This window comes from Kushneria marisflavi (genome assembly GCF_002157205.1).
Classification (GTDB): Bacteria; Pseudomonadota; Gammaproteobacteria; order Pseudomonadales; family Halomonadaceae; genus Kushneria; species Kushneria marisflavi.
Window position 1 is genome coordinate 3300996 of record NZ_CP021358.1, and the last position, 22429, is coordinate 3323424.

Below are 22429 nucleotides of genomic sequence, written 5' to 3' on the forward strand. Positions count from 1 at the left end.
TCAGAAGGTCAACGACGTCTCAGACGGTCCAGATAGAGATAGACCACGGGGGTGGTATAAAGCGTTAGAAGCTGGCTGACGATCAGGCCGCCCACGATGGAAATGCCCAGAGGCGCGCGCAATGCGGCGTTTTCATCCGTACCGAACATCAAGGGCAGGGCACCCAGAATGGCGGCAAGGGTCGTCATCATGATAGGGCGAAAGCGCACCAGAGCGGCCTCGCGCACGGCGTCCTGTGATGACAGCCCACGCTCGCGCTCGGCGTTCAGGGCAAAGTCGACCAGCATGATGGCGTTTTTCTTGACCACGCCAATCAGCAGGATGATGCCGATCAGCGCGATCAGGGTGAAGGGCTTGTCCAGAAGCATCAGCGCCAGCAGTGCGCCGATCCCGCCGGAGGGCAGGGTGGACAGGATGGTCAGTGGATGGATGTAGCTCTCATAGAGAATGCCCAGCACCAGATAGACCGTGACCAGGGCCGCCAGTATCAACCAGGGCATGGCTTCTACCCCGCTCTGGAAGCTGGCGGCACTGCCCTCGAAATCCGCCTGAAGGTCGGTGGGGAGATGCAGGCGGTCGAGCCGGTCACTGATAAGGCTGGTCGCCTCGGATAGGGAAACCCCATCACTTAGATTGAACGACACCGTGGTGGCGGCAAACTGCCCCTGATGGTTGACGCTGACCGGGCTGGTGCTGCGTTCGTAATGGCTGAAGGCTGATAGCGGCACGGGGCTGCCGTCATCGTTGATGATGTGCATCATCTCCAGCGCTCTGGCCGAGCGCTGCCACTTCTGGGCCACTTCCAGTACCACGTAATACTGATTTGTTCCCTGATAGACGCTTGAAATCTGCCCCTGAGCGAAGGCGTTGCCCAACAGGGTGTCGATATCACGCATGCTCAGTCCCAGTCGCGCGGCCCGATCGCGGTCCACCACCAGCTTGATGGCCTGACCGCCATTGCGACTGTCGCTGTCTACTCCGGTGATTTCGGGGATACCCCGCATAGCCTGCTCCACACGCGGTGACCATTCCCTCAGCAGCGAAAGATCATCACTTTTAAGCGTCAGCTCGTACTGGCTGTTGCTTGAGGAGCGCCCGCCCATGCGCAGGTCCTGCAGACCGCGCATGAACACCTGTACCCCCGGGATATCGCCCATCAAGGCGGAGAGCCGGTTGCCGTTGGCATTGGTGTCGCCCGTCCGGTCTTCCTTCAACGTCACAAACAGCGTGGCGGAGTTGACGCCACCACCCCCCGGGCCGCTGCCGCCCAGAAAGCCCAGTACACTGCTCACGGCATCGTCCGCCAGTAGGCGATCGCGCGCCATGTTCAGCTTGGCCGACATGGCATCAAACGAAATGCTTTGATCGCCGCGCATGGCGCCGATCAGTCGTCCTGTGTCCTGATCGGGTACGAATCCCTTGTCGATATGCACATATAAAAACCCGTTGAGCACGATTACGGCCACCAGTGACAACAGTGTCATGCGTCGATGGCGCAGGGCCACATTCAACGAGCGTTCATAGCCTGCCAGAATGCGCTGCCCACTGCGCTCGATCAGATGCTGGAATCGGCCGGGTGGACGGGCATGAGTAGGGAGCTTCAGCCAGCGTGAACACAGCATCGGGGTCAGGGTCAGCGAGACCAGCAGCGAAACCATGACGGCGGTGGCCAGCGTGACGGCAAACTGGTGAAAGAGCCGACCGATAAACCCGCCCAGAAACAGCAGGGGAACGAACACGGCAACCAGAGACACGCTCATCGACAGGACCGTAAAGCCCACTTCACGGGCACCCAGCAGGGCAGCCTCTCTGACCTTCATGCCCGCTTCAATATGCCGGGCAATGTTTTCCACCACCACGATGGCGTCATCCACCACGAAGCCGATGGCAATGATCAGCGCCATCAGTGAGAGCGTATTGAGCGAGTAGCCCAGCAGATACATCACCATGAAGGTGCCCAGCAGCGATACCGGGATGACGGCGGTGGGAATCAGCGTGGCCCGCGGATTGCGCAAAAAGACAAATACCACCATGACCACCAGGAATACGGCCAGTATCAGGGTGATCTGGGTCTCCTGCAGCGACGCTCGGATACCCGGGGAGCGATCCAGCACGGTGTGAAGGTCGGCACTGGCAGGAAGCGCGGCACGGATGCCGGGCAGGCGCGCCTTGATGCGGTCGATGGTTTCGATCACGTTGGCATCGGTTGCCGGGCTGACCACGATGACGACGGCCGGCTGGCGGTTATAAAAACCGACGTTGTAGATATCCTCGACACTTTTTTCGACGTCGGCAACATCGCCCAGACGCAGGGTGTGATCACCATCTCTGGCAATGATCAGGTCGCGATAGCCCTGCGGATCGAACATCTGCGAGTCGGTATGGATGCTCCAGCGGTACCGGTCATCTTCCGTGAAACCGGTGGGCTGGTTACTGTTGGCCGCATTGATGGCCTCTCGAACCCGGTCAAGGCTGATACCGGCATTCTCGAGCTTGCGTGGATTGAGCGTGATTCGCATGGCCGGTGAGGAGCTGCCGCCAACGCTGACGCGAGAGACGCCATCTACCTGTGCAATGCGCGGAGCAATGTCCTGATCGGCCAGATTATAGAGGGTACCCTTGTCGATCTCGGCGCTGGTCAGCGACAACAGCATGATGGGCGAGTCGGCCGGGTTGAGCTTTCGAAGCCGGGGAGAGCTGGTCATGGCGGTAGGCAGCAGCGCCTCGGCTCGATTGATGGCCGCCTGGACTTCCCGCGCCGCCTCGTTGACGTCCTTTTCCAGTTCGAACTGGATGATCACGCTTGTCGAGCCTTCCGAGCTCGACGAGGTCATCTGGGTGATCCCGGCAATCTGGCCCAGCGAACGTTCAAGCGGCGTGGCCACCGTTGAGGCCATGGTCTCCGGGTTGGCCCCGGACAGGCTGGCCGTGACCAGGATGGTCGGGAAGGACACCGCTGGAAGCGGTGCCACCGGCAGGCGTACGTAGGAGAGCAGCCCACCCAGAATGATGGCAAGCGTCAGAAGCGAGGTGGCAATCGGGCGCTGAATGAAGGGCGACGACAGACTCATGAGGCGCGCCCATTGGTGTCGGGAACATTGCCATCGGCGACCGGGTCATCACGGCGAGTGCTCCATCGACCGGCCAAACGGTCAAAGTACAGATAGATGACCGGCGTGGTAAACAGCGTCAGAAGCTGACTGACCAGCAGACCGCCTACCATGGCCAGCCCCAGCGGCTGACGCAGTTCCGAGCCGAAACCGCTGGAAAGCATCAGGGGAATGGCGCCGAACAGTGCGGCAAAGGTGGTCATCATGATGGGGCGAAAGCGTAAAAGCGCTGCCCGATAGATCGCCTCACCTGGCGAAAGTCCCTGACGTCGCTGACCGTCGAGGGCAAAATCGATCATCATGATGGCGTTTTTCTTGACGATTCCGATCAGCAAAATGATGCCGATGATGCCGACCATGCCCAGGTCGTTGCCGGTGACCATCAGCGCCAGCAGTGCCCCGATGGCCGCCGAGGGCAGGGTGGAGAGGATGGTCAGCGGGTGAATGTAGCTCTCATAGAGCACGCCCAGCACGATGTACATCACGACCACGGCAGCCAGAATCAGCAACAGCGTGTTGCTGGTGGAGCCGGCAAATCCGAGTGCGGCGCCCTGATAGGCCAGCTGCGTATCCCGATCGACATTTGCCTGCTGGCGGGCCTGATCGATGGCATCGAAGGCCTGGGACAGGGAGTAACCTGGCGCCACATCAAAGGAGACGTTGGCGGCCGCAATGCGGTTTTGCCGTGACAGCGACAGGCTCGTATAGCGCTGTTCGATGCTGACCAGTGACGTCAACGGCACCATGTCACCGCTGTCAGCCTCTAGATAAAGACGGTCCAGCGCCGAGGGGCCGCGCTGCTGGTCATTGGCGACATTCATGACCACCCGGTACTGGTTGGACTGGGTAAAGATGGTCGAGATCAGGCGCTGGCCAAAGGCGTTATACAGCGTGGCATCGATATCGCTGACGCTGATGCCCAGCCGGCTGGCGCGATCACGGTCAATGTCCAGATAGAGCTGCAGACCGCGATCCTGCAGGTCCGAAGCCACGCCGGAAATGGCCGGCGACTGGCGAATCTGCTGGATCAGCGCGTCGACATCGTGTGACAGCAGTTCGGAGTCATTGTTGGTGACTGACATCTGGTACTGATAGCGGCTGACATTGTCATCCAGGGTCAGATCCTGCAAAGGCTGCAGGTAGAGGCGCATGCCGGCCACGGAGCGGCTCTTTTCGTTGAGGCGATGGATGATGTCCTGCACACCGTCCCGGTCGGCCAGTGGCTTGAGATTGATCTGAAAGCGCCCGGTGTTGAGGGTGCTGTTGTCTTCATTCACCCCGATGGTCGAGGAGAGACTCTCCACTGCAGGGTCCTTGAGAATAATGTCGGCCAGCGCCTTTTGATGCTCGGCCATCGCGTCAAAGGAGATGGACTGATCCGCCTCGCTGATGCCGCGAATGGCGCCGGTATCCTGCTGAGGGAAAAGGCCCTTTGGAATGGCCAGATATAAAAGCGCCGTTATGGCAAAGGTCATGACAGCGACGGCCAGCGTCAGCCCCTGATGACGTAGTACCCATTGAAGCCCGCGGTCATAAAGGCGCAGCAGTCGCCCGAAAAAACCGGCGTAGCTTTCGCCGTGTATCTCGTCGCCCTGATCGCAATCATTGCCGGGGGCGCGTGCCTTGAGCATTTTCGCGCACAGCATGGGCGTCAGCGTCAGCGAAATGAACGCCGAGATCACGATGGCCACGGCCAGCGTAATGGCAAATTCACGGAACAGACGCCCGACCACATCCTGCATGAACAGCAGCGGGATCAGCACCGCCACCAGCGATACCGTCAACGAGATGATGGTGAAAAAGATCTGGCGGGCACCCTTGAGTGCGGCATCAATGGGTTTTTCGCCCTTTTCCAGATAGCGAATGATGTTTTCAAGCACCACGATGGCATCGTCGATGACAAAGCCGGTGGCGATCGTCAGCGCCATCAGCGTGAGATTGTTGAGGCTGAAGCCGGCCAGATACATGACGCCAAAGGTGCCGATCAGCGACATGGGGACGGCCAGACTCGGGATGAGGGTGGCCGGGATGTTCCGCAGAAACAAAAAGGTGACAAGGATGACCAGCCCCACGGCCAGCACCAGTTCGAACTGGGTATCCTCGACCGAGGCGCGGATGGTCTGGGTACGGTCGCTGAGCACTGACACATCCACGCTGTCCGGCAGGCTCGCCTGCAGTTCGGGCAGCTGGCGACGGATGTCATCGACCACGCTGGTGACATTGGCACCGGGCTGGCGCTGAACGCTGATGATCAGCGCCGGATCGCGATCGGCCCAGGCCGTCAGCCAGGCGTTTTCCGAGCCCTCGTGAACGCTTGCGATATCGCGCAGACGCAGCGGCATATCGTTGTCATATTTGACGATCAGATCGCCGTACTGATCGGGCGAGGTGAGCTGGTCGTTGGCATCGACCGTCAGCGCCCGGTAGGGGCCATACAGTGTGCCCTTGGGCTGATTGACGTTGGCGGCGGCAATGGCATTGCGCACTGCCTCCATATCCAGACCGTGTGCGGCCATACGGCGTGCATCGCCATCGATGCGAATGGCGGGTTCATGCCCGCCTGACAGAGATACCAGACCCACACCATTGACCTGGGAAAGCCGCTGTACCAGCCGGGTGTCCACCAGGTCATAGACCCGCGTCAGCGGCAGGCTGTCCGAGCGCACGGCCAGCGTCATGACCGGCGCATCCGCCGGGTTGACCTTGCTGTAGCTGGGCGGCATCGGCAGGTCATCCGGGAGCAGGTTGCTGGCCTGATTGAGGGCGGCCTGCACGTCCTGTTCGGCCACGCCCAGATCGCTGTCGAGACCAAATCGCAGGGTCACGAGTGACGCACCGCCGGTGCTGGTCGAACGCATGTCCTCCAGCCCCGAAATCTGGCCGAGCTGATCCTCCAGCGGCGAGGTGACATTGGAGAGCATGATCTCGGGGCTGGCCCCGGGATAGAGCGTTGTGACCTGAATGGTGGGGTAGTCCACCTCCGGCAGGGAAGCCACCGGCAGCAGACGATAGGCCATGACGCCGGCCAGCAGGATGGCCAGCATGATCAGCGATGTCGCAACCGGTCGAACAATAAAAAGACGCGACGGGTTCATGACGGTTGATCATCCTCGCCGGCGGAAGTGTCCGTCGCCTTGATCTGCCCTTCATTGGTCGATTCGCCCGCTGGTGGCGCGGATTTCGGACTATCGCGCTCGCCCGGCAGATTGTTGCTGACCACATTGACGCTGGCGCCGTCGCGCAGGCGATCCACACCATCCACCACCACACGCTCGCCGACCTTGAGCCCCGAGTCGATCACGGCATGCAGATCATCACTGGCCCCTACGGTGACGCTGCGCTGGTGCACCTTGTCGCTGTCGTCCACCACATAGACGTGGTTGCCGGCTTCGCTGTTCTGAATGGCGGTTTCGGGAACGATCACCACGTTCTTCAGCGTGGTCAGAGTGAGTTCCACATTGACAAAGGCGTTGGGAAAGAGCTGCTGCTCGTCATTATTGAGCCTCGCGCGCAGTCGAACCGTGCCGGTGTCGGTATTAATGGCACTGTCGATGCTGGTCAGCTCGCCTCTGGTGATCGTATCGGTCGCGCTGTCATCCATGACACTGACCATCATGGGGCCCTGCTGCATGCTGTTGTGAATTCGGGAGAGGTACTGGCCCGGCAGGGAGAAGACGACCGAGATGGGATCCAGCGAGGTCAGCGTGGCGATGGGATTGTCATCACCGGTGGAGACGATATTGCCGGGATCTACATTGCGAAGACCAATGGTGCCTGCAGCCGGGGCACGCAGGGTGGTGTAGCCCAGCTGAACACGGGCATCCTGCACGCTGGCGCGAGAGGCTGCCACGGCCCCTTCGTACTGTCGAACCAGTTGACGCTGGGTGGCCAGATCCTGCCGCGAGACATTATTGCCCCTGATCAGATTCTCATAGCGCTTGAGGTCTTCGCGTGCGGTGGCCAGCTGTGCCTGATTCTGTGTCAATTCGGCATTGGCCTGAGCCAGCTGTGCCTGGTAAGTACGGTCATCGATATGGGCCAGCACCTGATCCTTGTCGACACGCTGGCCTTCCCTGAAGTCGACCGATACCAGCTCGCCCTCGACTCGCGGACGAATGTCGATGCTTGAAAGCGAACGCACGGTACCCAGCGCGCTCAGGGTGATCGGAAAGTCGCCCTGCCGCGCGGGAACGGCGGCCACTGCGGTACGAGGCATGGCGGCACCGGTTGCTGCATCGTCCTTGCTGTCCGGACTGGCGCGTAGAAAAAACCACCACAGTGCGATAAGACCGATCAGAATCAGTAGCGTCCATAAAATCACACGCTTGATGGCAACACGGTGCGTTGAAGAATGAGACATGCATTCACTTCCGTTGTCAGGCGGCTGTTTTCGCGCGACAGGTCACTCATTGGGTGCCTGTGGGCGGAAAATATCAGGATAATATTTGCGTTGCGGATGGCTGAAGTAATCAGGGCCTCTTTTGCGAGGCGGTCAATGACCCATGAAACGCCATTTTATATTTAAAGGGGATCAGTCTAACGCATCGTCAAAACTTCTGACCTGAAAGGTGAACTGTCGTCAGGCCATTGTAATGGGCATGAAATGTAGTTTAACTACACACGTGAGACAATTCGAATAGACTGATCCCTTCCTACTTGAGACCGTGACAGGTGAGGTTTTCATGCACACCACCCTGACCCGCGTAACCCAGCGCATCATTGAGCGATCCGCCTCTCGACGTGCCCTGTATGAAGCTCGCATGCAGGCACAGCATCGCCGGGGCGTTCATCGTGGTGCACTCGACTGTGGCAATCTGGCCCATGGCTTTGCCGCCTGTAGCGCTTCAGACAAGCAGCAGCTCAAGCTGACCAACAGCGCCAATCTGGGCATCATCACTTCCTATAACGATATGCTTTCGGCCCATCAGCCCTTTGAGCGCTTTCCCGATGTCATCCGTGAAGCGGCCCGTCGCATGGGATCAACGGCACAGGTGGCCGGTGGTGTGCCGGCCATGTGTGATGGGGTCACCCAGGGCCAGCCGGGCATGGAGTTGTCGCTATTTTCACGTGACAGCATTGCTCGTGGTGCTGCCATCGGACTTTCTCACAACATGTTCGATGCGGCCCTTTTTCTAGGGGTCTGCGACAAGATCATCCCCGGTCTTTTCATTGCTGCTGCCCGATTCGGGCATCTGCCGGCCGTCTTTGTTCCCGCAGGCCCCATGCCCAGCGGGCTGCCCAACAAGGAAAAGGCGCGGATTCGACAAAAATTTGCCGAAGGCAAGGTTGGGCGAGCCGAGCTGCTGGAGTCGGAGTCTGCCTCCTACCATGCGCCGGGTACCTGTACCTTTTATGGTACGGCCAACTCCAATCAGCTGATGATGGAGATCATGGGGCTGCATCTGCCGGGATCATCGTTTGTGAATCCGAACACGCCACTGCGTGATGCCCTGACAGTGCATGCCACCGAGCGGGCGATCAAGAACTCCGAACCGGGCGGGGGATATCTACCCTTCTGGCAGCAGATTGATGCACGCGCCATTGTCAATGCTCTGGTGGGTCTTCTGGCCTCGGGTGGCTCTACCAACCACACCCTTCATCTGATTGCCATGGCAGGCGCGGCCGGCATTACCCTGAACTGGGATGACTTTGATGAGCTTTCCGCGGTGGTGCCCAGTCTGATGCATGTTTATCCGAGCGGGCAGGCGGATGTAAACCACTTCCATGCGGCGGGTGGCATGAGCGTCTTGATCCGGGAACTGCTCAAGGGCGGGTTGCTGCACGGTGACATCCTGACTGCCACGGGTAAAACGCTGGCGGAAAGCTACACGCAGGAACCTTTCCTTGAAGGAGATCAGCTGGTCTGGCGTGAAGGCCTGATACAAAGCCTTGATCCGGGTGTGCTGACGGATATCGAGCATCCCTTTTCACCCACGGGCGGGCTGGCGGTACTGGATGGCAACCTTGGTCGCGGTGTGATCAAGGTCTCGGCGGTCAAGCCCGAGTTTCGCATTATCGAGGCGCCCGTCAGGGTGTTTGCCGATCAGGAAGCGCTCAAGACCGCCTTCAATCATGGTGAACTCGAGCGCGACGTCATCGCCGTGGTTCGGTTCCAGGGGCCGCGTGCCAACGGAATGCCCGAGCTTCACAAGCTCACGCCCTATCTCGGCTCTCTGCTGGATCGAGGCTTTCGAGTCGCACTGGTGACGGATGGCCGCATGTCCGGTGCATCCGGCAAGGTGCCTGCTGCAATCCATATGACGCCCGAAGCAATGGATGGCGGGCCTCTGGCCCGATTGAGAGATGGTGATATGGTTCGGCTGGACTCGGTCAGTGGTCATCTTGAGGTGCTGATGGATGCCGAGGAATTTGCCGCGCGGCCCTGCGCCCAGGCAGATCTCGAGCAGTATCATCATGGTCTGGGGCGTGAAATGTTTGCCGGCATGCGCCACCTTGTCGGCAGTGCCGAGGAGGGCGCCAGCACGTTTGGCGGCTTCGAGGCAGCTGAAGTCACGTCCATGTCAGCAGATGAGCGACAGCACGCTTTGTCCTGAGTCGAGCATTACGCATGAAAAAACACCGGGCCTTCGCCCGGTGTTTTTATTGAAAGGCTGCTTCAGGCTCTATTGGGTCGCCTTGACTGTCTCGGCCTCACGGGCGTTTTGATGGGGCTTTTGCGCCGTGTAGAAGGGCACCTCGGTCAGCGCGGGCAGTGGCTTACGGCTACGCACCACATCGGAGAGTTTCTCCGCCATCATGATGGTGGTGGCGTTCAGATTGCCGGTCACGATCACGGGCATCAGCGAGGCATCAATCACGCGCAGACCTTCCATGCCGTGTACACGCCCCTGGGCGTCGACCACGGCCTCCGGGCCTTCGCCCATTCGGCAGCTGCCGCAGGGGTGATAGGCGGTTTCGGCATGATTGCGGACAAACTCATCAAGCTGTTCGTCACTCTGAATGTCCGGACCGGGGGCAATTTCACGACCGCGATATGGATCCATGGCCGGCTGTTCAATGATGCGCCGCGTCACGCGGATGGCGTCCCGGAATTCTTCCCAGTCGCGCTCCTCGCTCATGTAATTAAAGAGGATGCTGGGCGCCTCCGAGGGATTGCGCGATTTGATTTTGATCCGGCCACGGCTTTTTGAGCGCATGGAGCCGACGTGGGCCTGAAAGCCATGGGCTTCTACTGCGCTCTTGCCGTTGTAGCTGATCGCGCAGGGCAGGAAGTGATACTGCAGATTGGGCCAGGATTCACCTTCGTCGGTGCGAATGAATCCCCCGGCCTCGAACTGGTTGCTGGCCCCGATTCCCTTGCCCTGAAACAGCCACTGCGCGCCGATTTTGGGCTGGTTGTACCACTTCAGTGCCGAATAAAGCGTGATGGGCTGCTTGCACTCGTACTGAATGTACATCTCCAGATGATCCTGCAGATTCTTGCCCACCCCCGGCAGGGCATGCACTACGTCAATGCTCATCTCTTCAAGCCATTCAGGGTCACCGACCCCGGAGCGCTGCAGTATGGCCGGGGAGGCGATGGCGCCTGCGCACAGCAGCACTTCGCGACGGGCACGAACCTGCTCATTATGACCCTTGCGTGAGTAGGCAACGCCTGTGGCCCGTTTACCTTCGAACAGGATGCGATCGGTCGTCGCATGGGTTTCGATGGTCAAATTGCTGCGATGACGCGCAATGTCCAGATAGCCCCGGGCCGTCGAGGAGCGTCGCCCGTTGGGCGTGGTGGTACGATCCATCGGCCCGAAGCCTTCCTGCTTGTAGCCATTGAGATCATCGGTTTCACCGTAACCTGCCTGCTTGCCGGCTTCAATAAAGGCGCGGTTGACCGGGTTGGTGGTCGGCCTGGGGGTCGCTACCTGCACCGGGCCATGATCACCGTGATAGTCATTGCCACCGATATCGCGGGTTTCGGCCTTCTTGTAGTAGGGCAGGCAGTGGGCATAGCTCCAGCCTTCAAGACCAGGCAGCTCGGCCCAGCCCTCCAGGTCCATGGCATTGCCGCGGATATAGCACATGCCGTTGATCAGTGATGAGCCACCCAGACCCTTGCCGCGACCACACTCCATGCGGCGGTTATTCATGAAGGGTTCGGGGTCGGTTTCAAAAGCCCAGTTGTACTGTTTGCCCTGTAACGGATAGGCCAGTGCTGCCGGCATCTGGGTACGAAAGTCCAGTCGGTAGTCCGGGCCACCGGCTTCCAGCAGCAAAACAGTGACATCATCGTCTTCGGTCAGACGCGCAGCGAGCACATTGCCGGCTGAACCGGCACCGATGATGATGTAGTCATATTCACGAGTGTGAGCCATAGAGCCCTCCTGGCGTGCCTTGATCAGGTAATCGAAAAAGGCAGGCATGTCGCGTGTGCCTGCGTCTTGTTAAAACGGGACATCGCCGTGTTTAGAACGCCGACTCAAAAGGGCCCATTTCGATCTGGATCGACTTGACCTTCGTGTAGTGTGCAAGCGTCAGCAGACCGTTTTCGCGCCCCACGCCGGATTGCTTGTAACCGCCTACCGGCATCTGTGCCGGGCTGTCGCCCCAGGTATTGACCCAGCAGATGCCGGCTTCAAGCTGGTGCACGACGCGATGCGCGCGGTTGAGTCCTTCAGTGAACAGGCCGGCGGCCAGGCCGTACTCTGTGTCATTGGCGCGACGGATGACCTCTTCTTCATCATCAAAGGCCAGAATCGACATGACGGGACCGAAGATCTCTTCTTTCACGATCCTCATGTCGTCCCAGCAATCGGTGAAAATGGTCGGTGCCACAAAGGCACCCTTGCCAAATTCGCCATCGGTAAGACGGTCACCGCCTGTCAGCAGGCGTGCGCCATCCTGTTTGCCGGCCTCAAGATATTCACAGACCTTTTCCATGTGTTCAAAGCTGACCAGTGGACCGAAATTGATCGACGGCTCCATAGGATCTCCGGCTTTTACACGTTCAATCCGCTCAAGCAGTTTTGCCTCGAAGGCTTCCTTGATTGAGCGCTCGACAAATACACGAGTGCCGTTGGTGCAGACCTGACCGGTAGAGTAAAAGTTGGCCATCATGGCGCCATCCGCGGCGCGGTCCAGATCAGCATCGGCGAAGACAATCAGGGGAGATTTGCCGCCCAGCTCCATGGTGACTTCCTTCAGGGAGGAAGAGGCCGAGGAGGACATGACCTTCTTGCCGGTACCCACCTCGCCGGTAAAGGAGATCTTGTCGATGCCATGATGCTCGGTCAGCATGGCGCCGACGCGGCCATCGCCCTGTACCACGTTGAAAACCCCATCGGGCAGGCCGGCTTCAGTGAATATTTCGGCCAGCATCAGTGTGGTCAGCGGGGTGACTTCGCTGGGTTTGAGGATCATGGCGTTGCCGGTGGCCAGTGCCGGCGCTGATTTCCAGCAGGCAATCTGGATCGGGTAGTTCCAGGCACCGATACCGGCGCATACGCCGAGCGGTTCTCGCCGTGTATAGGCAAAGGAATCTGAGCGAATGGGAATCTGCTCGCCCTCGACGGCGGCGGCAAGGCCGGCGTAATACTCGAGCTGGTCGGCGCCGGTGACAATGTCCACGGCCGTGGTTTCGCTCAGGGGTTTACCCGTGTCCATCGATTCGATACGCGCGATGTCGTCGTTTCTTTCGCGCAGCAGGGTCACCGCACGATTGAGAACGCGAGCGCGCTCCACGCCGGTCATCGCGGCCCAGACCTTCTGACCACGCCTTGCCGATTCAACGGCCCGATCGACATCTTCCCGAGAGGCCTGTTGAATTTCGGCCAGTACCTCACCGTTGTAAGGGTTAATGGACTGAAAGGTTTCACCAGAGGTCGCATCAACGCGTTTGCCATCAATATAAAGCTGTTGAGTATCGAAAACGGCCATGAGGTTCTCCCGGATAAATATGGGTTTAAAGTGCCAAAAGTTCATATGGCGTCAGGCGGTATCGTTGCCATCAAGCTGTTCATCAACATAGCGACAGGCAAGCCATATTGCGTTTGAAATATCGAATTTCTCGGGCGATAGCGCACCGCGCAGCCACAGGCCATCAATGAGGGCTGCCAGTCCGCGGGCGGCCGTGCGTGCCCTGTCAAGCGTCAGATGTTTTCTGAACTGATAGCTGATATTGGAATACAGGCGACGATCATTGACCCGCTGCAGTCGTTGTAGATCCGGCTTGTGCATGCTGGTGGTCCAGAAGGCCAGCCATGTCTTCATGACCGCCTGACTGACCTGGCTGCGGTCAAAGTTGCCCTCCACAATGGCGTAGAGATGTTCTCTGGCATCACTGCCACTCAGGGTGTCCCGTCGTCGAGCTACCGATGCGCCAAGATCGGTGAGGATGTGGCGCATGGTGGCTTCAAGAAGCCCGTCCTTGCCGCCAAAGTAGTGGCTGATGATGCCGGCAGAAACGCCTGCTCGCCGCGAGATCTGCATGATGGTGCTGTCGGCCAGGCCTGCTTCATCGATTGTTGCCATGGTGGCATCAATCAGTTGTTGCCGACGAATGGGCTCCATACCTACCTTGGGCACTGGTGGCCTCTCCTGTTGTGTAAGCCTGTATGAGATTCAGGGTAGCCATTTTTTATTGAACGATCAATCAATAAAATGGTAGCCAACGCTGAGTGTCTGGATTGGCACGTTACATGACTTAGTAAAGAATAAACCCACATGGCTTGCAGGGTGAGCTTTCTTGAACCTGCCATCGTAGTGAAACCAGCTTGCTGAACATGCCTTTTGAAGATAGTGCTCGAGTGAGTGTTGAAAGGATTGGCATGCCGGTAGTGCTTCTGTACAATACGCCCGGTCGCATGGCTACGTAGCTCAGCTGGTTAGAGCACATCACTCATAATGATGGGGTCCCCTGTTCGAATCAGGGCGTAGCCACCAGCGACAGGCATTATTATTGTTGTCATTAATAATGCCGAGGTCTTATCAGGGCCTTGACGTTTTTTCTGAAATACGTATACTACGCCGCGTATTCGGAAGACATTCCCCGATAGCTCAGTTGGTAGAGCAAATGACTGTTAATCATTGGGTCACAGGTTCGAGTCCTGTTCGGGGAGCCACTAAATTCTGATACTGTTGTTCCCTGATAGCTCAGTTGGTAGAGCAAATGACTGTTAATCATTGGGTCGCAGGTTCGAGTCCTGCTCAGGGAGCCATCAATTGCCGGTTTATGGCAAACCTGTAATATCAAAATTCCTCCTATCGTCTTTTCCTGTTAGATAGATATTCCTGCCATTTTTATTAAAATTCTTCTTTTCTGCTATTATATTCAAATTATTTAATTTGAACATTTCGGTCGCTTATTTAAAAACCCTTTCTTTGCTCGTTTGACTCGATAAATCGCCTTTGTTATAAGAAATATCCGTCTGTGGCTGAAAACGATTCTTGCTGTCTTTTCCCTGCATCACTATCTCTTGAATCGGTTCATCCTGGCTTGTAGCGCTTTATTGCCGGGCGAGATGAACTTTTCGAGTACTGATTAGCAGACTTTCATATTGCCTTGTCGTTTGTGCTAATGTGTCGAGTCGATATTCGCCGCGCTATTTATTTGTCTGCCGCATTGTATATTCGTATCTGTGGCACCATTACCTTCATACGCGTCATCAATAATTTCAGGAATGTAGAAGAATGCCTCGTGAGAGAAACCTGTCCATCAAGGACAAGTGGTCACTTGATAATCAGCTTGGTGAGATGCTGAGAAGCCTCGACAAGCAGGCGCCCGCAGGGCCTGTCTTTCTTGAAGAGCTCGAAACGCTTATGAAGAACTATAATATGAGTCAGCATGACACCATAAAAATATTAAAACTCATGCAGTAGTTATAGTTCGATTGGTACTTTTTATTACACTACTTTTTTTGAGTTGTAAGTTTATATATGAAATGGTTTTTCTGGCCATGAAAAAGGGCTGCCTGTCATAGCAGGCAGCCCTTTTTTAACCCCCCGATCACGGTCGGCCGGCAGAAGATCCCGGTTTGCTGTCCTTGTTCGTCAGCAGAACATAGTCAAGCAGGATCTCGGCGCTTTCATCCAGCCCTGCCTGCTGAATGGGCGATTCATATTCTGAATCCTCTCCCGCCTGCAGGGCTTCATCGCGGGCATCGGTCCACGTATCGATTTCCGGCAGGCCCAGGGCACGGCGTCGCTGGTTTTCAAGCGCCAGCTGCTCGGCTTCCTGAGCTTCCATTTCTCGCTTTCGCTGCTCGCGGTTGAGGCTCACGGTATTGTTCTGGGCCTGAAACTGCTCGGCCAGCTGTGCTTCGCGCGTTAAATAATGGAAATTGGGGTTATTCTGAGCACGCTGTTCATGTCTTTGCCTGAGCTGCTCGACAAATTGCCAGGGTTCGCCATACATCCGGTAGCTGACCGGTCGTACCGTATCCCAGGGGAGGGCATTATCGAGTGCGCTTTCCCCGATTTCTTCCTTGTCGATCAGGCTGGGGAAAGTGATGTCCGGCTCTACGCCTCGCAACTGAGTACTTTCTCCCGAGATTCGATAGAACTTGGCGCGGGTGAGCTTCAGCTCGCCATGACTCAGGTCGCTGAGTGTCTGGACCGTCCCCTTGCCGAAGGTCTGGTTACCCAGAATCAATCCACGACCATAATCCTGGATCGCGCCTGCAAAAATTTCCGATGCCGATGCTGAAAGCCTGTCGACCAGAACAGTCAGCGGTCCGTCATAGGCCGCGCCACGATCCGTGTCGCCATAGAGACTGATGCGGCCGCGAGCATCACGTACCTGCACGGTAGGGCCGCGATCAATAAACAGACCCACCATTGAATTCGCTTCCTGCAATGCACCACCGCCATTGCCACGCATATCCAGCACGATGCCTTCCACGTTTTGCTTTTTCAGCTTGTCGATCAGCTGAGCGACATCACGTGTCGAGCTGCGATAGTTTTTATCACCCGCCTGATAGGCATCAAAGTCAACATAGAAGGCCGGCACCTTGATAACGCCTATGCGGTGAGTTTCTCCATTGCGATGAGATTCTATGACCCGGCTACTGGCCGCCTGATCTTCCAGACTGACGGTGTCACGGGTGATTTCGATGGTGCGGGTCTGTGTGACATCAACGGCCTTGGCCGGAATAATTTCCAGACGTACCTTTGAGCCTTTCGGACCACGAATATGCTCGACCACCTCATCGAGTCGCATGCCGATGACGCTGATCATTTCTCCCTTGTCACCATCGCCTACAGCCACGATGCGATCGGCAGGCTTGAGCTGTCCGCTGCGCTCGGCAGGGCCACCGGATACCAGGCTTGAAACCCGAACGTATTCGCTGTCCTGCTGGAGCAGGGCGCCAATCCCTTCCAGTGACAGTTTCATCTGAATATCGAAGGATTCACCGCGGCTTGGGGAAAGATATTCGGAATGAGGGTCAACGGAACCTGTGGCGGCATTGAGCACAACGCTCAATACATCTTCGGTATTGGTCTGCTTGACGCGTGACAGCTGACTCTTGTATCGATCGGCCAGCTGTTTGGCGATCTTCTCGCTGGTCATTGTTTTGCCGCTGTCATCTCCGGCCGAACTGGTGGTCGAGGGTTGAGCAGGAACGGTAACAATTTCGGAAAGCACGCTGGTATCAACTACTGGTTGATCCTGTGAGGTGTCCGGGGCCAGCGAAAGGGTCAGGGCTGCGTTTTTAAGCCGCCTGCGCCAGAGGTCATCCAGTTCCTGCTGATTTTCTGCCCAATCGGCGTCTTCAAGATTGGTCGGCAAACGCTCATTGCCCGTGAAATCAAAATCGGGGTGGTTTTCAAGCCGGTCAATTAACCATTCAAGCCGATTTTCGAGTCGTGACTGGTAGAGATTGTAGAAGGCATAAACACGATCCAGATCTCCTTCGACCAGCATTTCATCAAGACTTGTTCGAAGATCGCCATACTGCGCGATATCTTCGCGGGTGAGATAGGCGTGCTGGGAATCCAGCAGCTTCAGCATGCGGCTGAAGACCTTGTCCGACCAGCCATTGTTGAGCGTTACAGGTTCATAGTGGCCATATTCCAGTGATTGAATGACTTCGCGAGACGCCTGTCGCCCCTCGTCGGTCGGCTTGATTGCCTCATCACCCATTGCGGGCAGGGCAGTCAAAAGGCACAGAGCGAACACCGCAATATTGCGGGCTGGGGCAAACAGGCTCATCAAGGAAGCACTCCCGGGTTCATGTACACTTTATGTTCTGTTATGAGATTAAAAGGATCTGTTACAGGTCAGCAGGCAGGGCCGTCATTGTAGCAGCCCGACGTACTGATCACCGATAGGTAGTATGGGAGAATTACGTGTTTCATTCCTCGACAATTACTGATTTATTCGATTTTCTCAAGTGTTCCCCTACACCCTGGCATGCAGTCAAGGAGACGGCTTCGCGTCTTGAGGCTGCCGGTTTTATAGCGCTGGATGAAACCCGGCCATGGCAACTTGTGCCCGGCAAGCGTTATTACTGTTCTCGTGCCGGCGGTGCGCTGGTGGCCTTTCAGCTTCCAAAAGGCCCGCTTGAAGCGCTTCGCATGATTGGCGCTCATACGGACAGCCCGGCTCTACGTTTAAAACCACAACCGGTACAGATGTCGGCACACTGGATGCAGCTGGGCGTCGAGGTCTATGGTGGTGCTCTGCTGGCTCCCTGGTTTGATCGCGATCTGGCCGTTGCCGGCCGGGTATACCTGCGTGATGGCGAAGGTCGGCTCAAGGAGCAGCTCTTTCAGGTTGACCGGCCGGTCGCCATCATTCCGAGTCTTGCCATTCATCTGGACCGTGACGTCAACCAGGGCAAGGCACTTAATGCTCAGACGCAAATGGCCCCCGTGGTCTGGCAGGCAGGAGCTGATCAGGCACCGCCGTCGATCGAATCGCTGCTCAAGCGCTGGCTGGCTGATCGATACGACTCTGATGATATCGGCATCGTTGACTATGAGTTGAGCTTTTATGACGTGCAGCCACCGTCGCAGCTCGGGCTTGAAGGGGAAATGATCAGCGGGGCGCGACTGGATAATCTGCTGTCATGCTATTGCGGTATGCGCGCGCTGATGGAAAGTGACGGCGCTCAGGGCGCACTTTTCATCGCCAATGATCATGAAGAAATTGGTAGTGGCAGTACTGGCGGGGCGCAGGGCACGTTGCTTGGAGATGTGGTATCACGTCTGTCCGAGGCGCAGGGGCAGGGTGGTGCCGAGGCGCGTATCCGGCTTTTACAGTCGTCGCGGCTGATTTCGTGTGATAACGCACATGCCGTACATCCAGGCTATCCCGACAAGCACGATGCGCGCCATCAGCCGGCACTCAATCAGGGGCCGGTCATCAAGGTCAATGCCAGCCAGCGCTACGCCACCAATGCCGCCACCGGCGCACTTTTTCGCGAAATATGTCGTGAGGCGGACGTGCCGGTACAGACCTTTGTCAGTCGTGCCGATATGCCCTGTGGGACCACCATCGGGCCGCTCACGGCGACACGAACCGGGGTGCCCACACTCGATATCGGGTTGGCCCAATGGGCGATGCACTCCATTCGTGAAACGGCAGGGGCGCATGATCCGGATTATCTGATCCGCGCCTTGACGGCCTTTTGTAATCGCGAGCAGCTTGTGTAGACGTGGTCAAAAAGAGCCGGCATAAAAAAACGGCACCCGAAGGTGCCGTTTTTTAATATCTGGTGGCTACGCCCTGATTCGAACAGGGGACCCCATCATTATGAGTGATGTGCTCTAACCAGCTGAGCTACGTAGCCGTGCAACGGGAGCGCATACTACGCAAAGGGCGTTGTTGCGTCAAGAGCTGCGTTCACGTTTCTAGACGTTAAAGCGGAAATGCACCACATCGCCGTCCTTGAGCACATACTCCTTGCCTTCCAGGCGCCATTTTCCGGCTTCCTTGGCACCCTGTTCACCACCAAGTGCGACAAAATCCTCGTACGCCACGACTTCGGCACGAATGAAGCCCTTTTGAAAATCGGTGTGAATCACGCCGGCACCCTGCGGGGCGGTGGCGCCCACCGGAACCGTCCAGGCGCGCACTTCCTTGACGCCGGCCGTGAAGTAGGTCTGAAGGCCCAGCAGGCCATAGCCGGCACGAATAACGCGATCGAGTCCGGGCTCTTCCATGCCGAGTTCCTCCAGGAACATGGCACGCTCTTCTTCCTCGAGTTCGGCAATCTCGGCTTCGATCTTGTTGCAGACCGGGACGACCACGGCGCCTTCTTCGGCCGCAATGGCATTGACGATATCCAGATGAGGATTGTTTTCGAACCCTTCCTCATGAACATTGGCAATGTACATGGTCGGCTTGAGCGTCAGAAATCCGAAGCCTTTTAGAAGCTTCTTTTCGTCATCACTCAAACCGAAGCTGCGCAGCGGCTGACCTTCTGCCACGTGAGGCTGGATGCGCTCCAGCAGCGCCTTGCTGGCCAGCGCTTCCTTGTCGCCACCCTTGGCAACGCGTGCCAGGCGCTGAATGCCGCGCTCGACGCTGTCCAGATCTGCCAGCGCCAGTTCGATGTTAATGGTCTCGATGTCGGCGCGCGGGTCGACCTGGTTGGACACGTGGATGACATTGTCATCCTCAAAGCAGCGGACCACATGTGCGATGGCATCCGTTTCCCGGATATTGGCCAGAAACTGGTTGCCCAGTCCTTCACCCTTGGAAGCGCCTGCGACAAGGCCCGCGATATCCACGAATTCCATGGTCGTCGGAATCACCTTCTCGGGCTTGACGATCTCGGAAAGCCGATCAAGGCGCGGGTCCGGCATCGGGACGATACCGGTATTGGGTTCGATGGTGCAGAAGGGAAAGTTTTCTGCATCGATGCCTGATTTGGTCAGAGCATTGAAAAGGGTCGATTTACCCACGTTGGGCAGGCCGACGATACCGCAATTGAATCCCATGGAGATGCATCCTGCATTGTAGGGCGATGTTATTGATTCGAGCCGCCGTGCAGCTCGCGATGATGCGAAGTTTACCTGTTGCCGAGGGGCCCTTGCTACCGTGTAGATGTGGTGCGGCGGCTGACAAGGCCTACGCCACATGCGGCCAGCAGCATGCCTCCTACCTGCAGGGCACCCAGCGTTTCATTGAACAAAAGCCAGCTCAAAAGGGCGACGACCGGGGGCACCAGATAAAAAAGCGATGCCACGCTTGAGACCGAGCCTCGACGTATCATGACCAGCAGCAGGGAGATGGCACCTACCGATAGGCCAAATACCGACCATAAAAGGCCTGTCCATGATTGCCAGTTTGATTCAAAACGCAGGCTTTCGGTCATCAATGCCACGGGCAGGGTCACCAAGAAAGCGCCGATAAACTGAACGGCGGCGTTGGTACGGAGATCGGACCCGGGAGTGGTTCGTTTTTGCCAGATGGTGCCCAGGGTAATGCTCAGCATGGCGATCAATACGGCTACCAGTGGCAGGGGGTCAATCTCGCCGAGGTCCGTACGCAGGCCGGGTAGCAGGACCAGCAGGGTACCGACGAGACCAATGAAAACGCCCAGCCACTGGCGCGTGTCCGGGCGCTCATCGAGCATAGAGCCGGCAAAAAGTGTGGTGGCCAGCGGCTGAAGCCCGACCACCAGTGCGGCCACGCCTGCTGGCAGGCCGCGATTGACGGCCCAGAAAACACCGCCCAGATAGAGACTCTGGAGCAAAACACCGACCACCAGTGCCCTGGTCCATGCCGCTCGCCCGCTTGGCCAGCGAGCGCCCACGGCCTGCGCAATCAGCGCGAAGACCAGCGCACTGAGCGCAAAGCGATAGCATAAAAAGGTGAGCGGATCGGTCCACGGCGCTACCAGTCGCGCGGCGATGAATCCGGTTGACCAGATGCCAACAAAGGCCAGCGGGATCATGCGTTCAAGCATCATGACAGGCAACTCCTGCGATGGTAATCGCGCCGCTCAGGCTGCGCTGAAACTGTGGAGTTGATTCATGGCGCGAGCCCAGTCACCGGCCAGTGCCAATGGCAGGGTTTCGAGTGAGGCATCAATAGCCTCATCAATAGCCTGGCGTTCACTTTTGCCGGGAGCGCCCAGCACATAGTTGACTACCTGGCTGGCACTGCCGGGATGGCCAATGCCGAGCCTGAGGCGATAAAAATTCTTGTTCTGACTCAGAGCATTGATGGTGTCGCGCAGCCCATTGTGGCCGCCATGGCCGCCACCCTGCTTGTAGCGTGCCAGCCCGGGTGCCAGGTCCAGCTCATCGTGGACCACCAAAAGCGACTCCGGGGGCAGTTTATAAAAGGCTGCCAGTGCGCCGATCGACTGGCCGCTGTGATTCATCCAGGTAGAAGGGGCCAGCAGATGAATGTCCCGGCCCTCAATGCTGGCGCGGGCGTAATGGCCCAGCAGCTTGCGCTCGGAACGAAGCGTGGCGTGATAGCGGCCGGCCAGCGCATCGATCAGCCAGAAACCGGCATTATGGCGGGTCTGCGTGTACTGGGCGCCCGGATTGCCCAGACCTATGATCGCTTTGATGTCGCTCATGAGGCGTTCTCGCTTTTTGTCATCACAACGCCCTGCGGTATATGCAGGCCAGAATACGAAACGGCCGGTCGAGCCGAGCGCTGGGCCCGGCCCGACCGGCCGTCAGGCATCAGATGGCAGGTGCCATCCTTAGACCTGTTCGCCCTCGCCGCCGTTATCGGCTTCGGTGCGCTGAACGTCGGAGGACGGTTCACCTTCACCTTCAGCGTCATCGGTGCCGCGATCCGGATGCGTGATCGTGACGATACCGGTGTCGTGGTCTTCACCGTGGGTCAGCGCCACGACGGTGACGCCCTTCGGCATCGGAATGTCGGACAGGTGCAGGGTGTCACCCAGCTCCATGTTGGCGACATTGACTTCCAGATACTCGGGCAGGTCGGCCGGCAGGCAGCTGACTTCAACGTCGTTGGCCAGTACGTGCAGAACACCGTCCTGTTCGCGAACGCCCTTGCACTCTTCATCGCCTGCAAAGTGCAGCGGAACAGTGATGGTCAGTTCGTGAGTGGCGTCAACGCGCATGAAGTCGGCGTGCGTGATCAGTTCCTTGTAGGGGTGACGCTGCAGATCACGAATAACTACCTGCTCCTTCTTGCCATCGATGTCGATGTTGACGATGGAGGAGAAGAAGGCTTCTTCTTCAAGCGCCTTGTAGAAGGCCGGCTTGTCGATGGCGATCGGCTGCGGCTCGGCGCTGCCGCCATAGATGATGGCCGCGACACGTTCGTTCGCACGACGCAGGCGGCGGCTCGCACCTTTCCCCAGCGCCGTACGAGCGACAGCGGTCAGTTGATAATCATGTTTCATGGGTTGGACCCTCATTGGTTCAAG

General features: G+C 57.7%; 14 protein-coding genes and 4 tRNA genes. 6 read left to right on the forward strand and 12 right to left on the reverse strand.

Features of this window, described 5'->3' with window-relative positions; translation table 11 throughout:
• Positions 1-8: 8 nt before the first annotated feature.
• Genes B9H00_RS14990 through B9H00_RS15000 form a run of 3 tightly spaced genes read right to left on the reverse strand, consistent with a single transcriptional unit; the run spans position 9 to position 7470 of the window.
• The gene (locus tag B9H00_RS14990; protein WP_086901329.1) at positions 9-3071 is read right to left on the reverse strand and encodes an efflux RND transporter permease subunit; all 3063 of its coding nucleotides are present in this window, start codon (positions 3069-3071) and stop codon (positions 9-11) included.
• Positions 3068-6205 (reverse strand): multidrug efflux RND transporter permease subunit, encoded by a 3138-nt coding sequence (locus B9H00_RS14995; protein WP_086901330.1) that lies wholly within the window; start codon positions 6203-6205, stop codon positions 3068-3070. The genes B9H00_RS14990 and B9H00_RS14995 overlap by 4 nt, the downstream gene beginning before the upstream one ends.
• The gene (locus B9H00_RS15000; RefSeq protein WP_086901331.1) at positions 6202-7470 is read right to left on the reverse strand and encodes an efflux RND transporter periplasmic adaptor subunit; all 1269 of its coding nucleotides are present in this window, start codon (positions 7468-7470) and stop codon (positions 6202-6204) included. Before B9H00_RS15000 ends, B9H00_RS14995 begins: the two co-directional genes overlap by 4 nt.
• A 322-nt stretch (positions 7471-7792) precedes the next feature.
• Between B9H00_RS15000 and edd the strand changes: the two genes are divergently transcribed.
• Positions 7793-9664, forward strand: a complete 1872-nt coding sequence (gene edd / locus B9H00_RS15005) for a phosphogluconate dehydratase (RefSeq protein ID WP_086901332.1) — start codon at positions 7793-7795, stop codon at positions 9662-9664.
• A 69-nt stretch (positions 9665-9733) separates the two neighbouring features.
• Here edd and betA read toward each other — a convergent pair whose 3' ends face one another.
• The 3 genes from betA to betI form a co-directional block, all read right to left on the reverse strand.
• On the reverse strand, positions 9734-11437 hold the full coding sequence (gene betA, locus B9H00_RS15010) for a choline dehydrogenase (protein ID WP_086901924.1): 1704 nt from the start codon (positions 11435-11437) through the stop codon (positions 9734-9736).
• Between the two features lie 91 nt (positions 11438-11528).
• Positions 11529-12998: a betaine-aldehyde dehydrogenase gene (betB, locus tag B9H00_RS15015; protein WP_086901333.1), complete on the reverse strand. Its 1470-nt coding sequence runs from the start codon at positions 12996-12998 to the stop codon at positions 11529-11531.
• A gap of 51 nt (positions 12999-13049) precedes the next feature.
• On the reverse strand, positions 13050-13646 hold the full coding sequence (betI, locus tag B9H00_RS15020; RefSeq protein WP_179947314.1) for a transcriptional regulator BetI: 597 nt from the start codon (positions 13644-13646) through the stop codon (positions 13050-13052).
• Between the two features lie 280 nt (positions 13647-13926).
• On the opposite strand from betI, the gene B9H00_RS15025 reads away from it, so the two are divergent.
• From B9H00_RS15025 to B9H00_RS15040, 4 genes are all read left to right on the forward strand, one after another.
• Positions 13927-14003, forward strand: a tRNA-Met gene (locus B9H00_RS15025).
• A gap of 103 nt (positions 14004-14106) precedes the next feature.
• Positions 14107-14182 (forward strand) — tRNA-Asn (locus tag B9H00_RS15030).
• A gap of 20 nt (positions 14183-14202) precedes the next feature.
• Positions 14203-14278: transfer RNA gene (locus tag B9H00_RS15035), tRNA-Asn, on the forward strand.
• 472 nt (positions 14279-14750) lie between these two features.
• Entirely contained in the window at positions 14751-14939 is a 189-nt protein-coding gene (locus B9H00_RS15040; RefSeq protein ID WP_086901335.1) for a hypothetical protein, read from the forward strand.
• A gap of 127 nt (positions 14940-15066) precedes the next feature.
• Here B9H00_RS15040 and B9H00_RS15045 read toward each other — a convergent pair whose 3' ends face one another.
• Complete coding sequence (locus B9H00_RS15045) at positions 15067-17271, reverse strand: carboxy terminal-processing peptidase (protein ID WP_086901336.1); 2205 nt, start codon at positions 17269-17271, stop codon at positions 15067-15069.
• A gap of 137 nt (positions 17272-17408) precedes the next feature.
• Between B9H00_RS15045 and B9H00_RS15050 the strand changes: the two genes are divergently transcribed.
• Positions 17409-18716, forward strand: a complete 1308-nt coding sequence (locus B9H00_RS15050; protein ID WP_086901337.1) for a M18 family aminopeptidase — start codon at positions 17409-17411, stop codon at positions 18714-18716.
• A gap of 60 nt (positions 18717-18776) precedes the next feature.
• Here B9H00_RS15050 and B9H00_RS15055 read toward each other — a convergent pair.
• The 5 genes from B9H00_RS15055 to B9H00_RS15075 form a co-directional block, all read right to left on the reverse strand.
• A tRNA-Met gene (locus B9H00_RS15055) sits at positions 18777-18853 on the reverse strand.
• 61 nt (positions 18854-18914) lie between these two features.
• Positions 18915-20006 carry a redox-regulated ATPase YchF gene (gene ychF, locus B9H00_RS15060; protein WP_086901338.1) on the reverse strand — a complete coding sequence of 364 codons (1092 nt, stop codon included), beginning with the start codon at positions 20004-20006 and terminating at the stop codon, positions 18915-18917.
• A gap of 95 nt (positions 20007-20101) precedes the next feature.
• The gene (locus tag B9H00_RS15065; protein WP_211329665.1) at positions 20102-20980 is read right to left on the reverse strand and encodes a DMT family transporter; all 879 of its coding nucleotides are present in this window, start codon (positions 20978-20980) and stop codon (positions 20102-20104) included.
• Positions 20981-21013: 33 nt separating this feature from the next.
• Positions 21014-21601 (reverse strand): aminoacyl-tRNA hydrolase, encoded by a 588-nt coding sequence (gene pth / locus B9H00_RS15070; RefSeq protein WP_086901339.1) that lies wholly within the window; start codon positions 21599-21601, stop codon positions 21014-21016.
• Positions 21602-21730: 129 nt separating this feature from the next.
• Positions 21731-22405, reverse strand: a complete 675-nt coding sequence (locus tag B9H00_RS15075) for a 50S ribosomal protein L25/general stress protein Ctc (RefSeq protein ID WP_086901340.1) — start codon at positions 22403-22405, stop codon at positions 21731-21733.
• Between the last annotated feature and the right edge of the window lie 24 nt (positions 22406-22429).

Bases quoted from the DNA above. Each gene is read 5' to 3' on its own strand.
- B9H00_RS14990 (WP_086901329.1), bottom strand. From the start codon at position 3,071: ATGAGTCTGTCGTCGCCCTTCATTCAGCGCCCGATTGCCACCTCGCTT.
- B9H00_RS14995 (WP_086901330.1), bottom strand. From the start codon at position 6,205: ATGAACCCGTCGCGTCTTTTTATTGTTCGACCGGTTGCGACATCGCTG.
- B9H00_RS15000 (WP_086901331.1), bottom strand. From the start codon at position 7,470: ATGTCTCATTCTTCAACGCACCGTGTTGCCATCAAGCGTGTGATTTTA.
- edd (WP_086901332.1), top strand. From the start codon at position 7,793: ATGCACACCACCCTGACCCGCGTAACCCAGCGCATCATTGAGCGATCC.
- betA (WP_086901924.1), bottom strand. From the start codon at position 11,437: ATGGCTCACACTCGTGAATATGACTACATCATCATCGGTGCCGGTTCA.
- betB (WP_086901333.1), bottom strand. From the start codon at position 12,998: ATGGCCGTTTTCGATACTCAACAGCTTTATATTGATGGCAAACGCGTT.
- B9H00_RS15040 (WP_086901335.1), top strand. From the start codon at position 14,751: ATGCCTCGTGAGAGAAACCTGTCCATCAAGGACAAGTGGTCACTTGAT.
- B9H00_RS15045 (WP_086901336.1), bottom strand. From the start codon at position 17,271: ATGAGCCTGTTTGCCCCAGCCCGCAATATTGCGGTGTTCGCTCTGTGC.
- ychF (WP_086901338.1), bottom strand. From the start codon at position 20,006: ATGGGATTCAATTGCGGTATCGTCGGCCTGCCCAACGTGGGTAAATCG.
- B9H00_RS15065 (WP_211329665.1), bottom strand. From the start codon at position 20,980: ATGATGCTTGAACGCATGATCCCGCTGGCCTTTGTTGGCATCTGGTCA.
- pth (WP_086901339.1), bottom strand. From the start codon at position 21,601: ATGAGCGACATCAAAGCGATCATAGGTCTGGGCAATCCGGGCGCCCAG.
- B9H00_RS15075 (WP_086901340.1), bottom strand. From the start codon at position 22,405: ATGAAACATGATTATCAACTGACCGCTGTCGCTCGTACGGCGCTGGGG.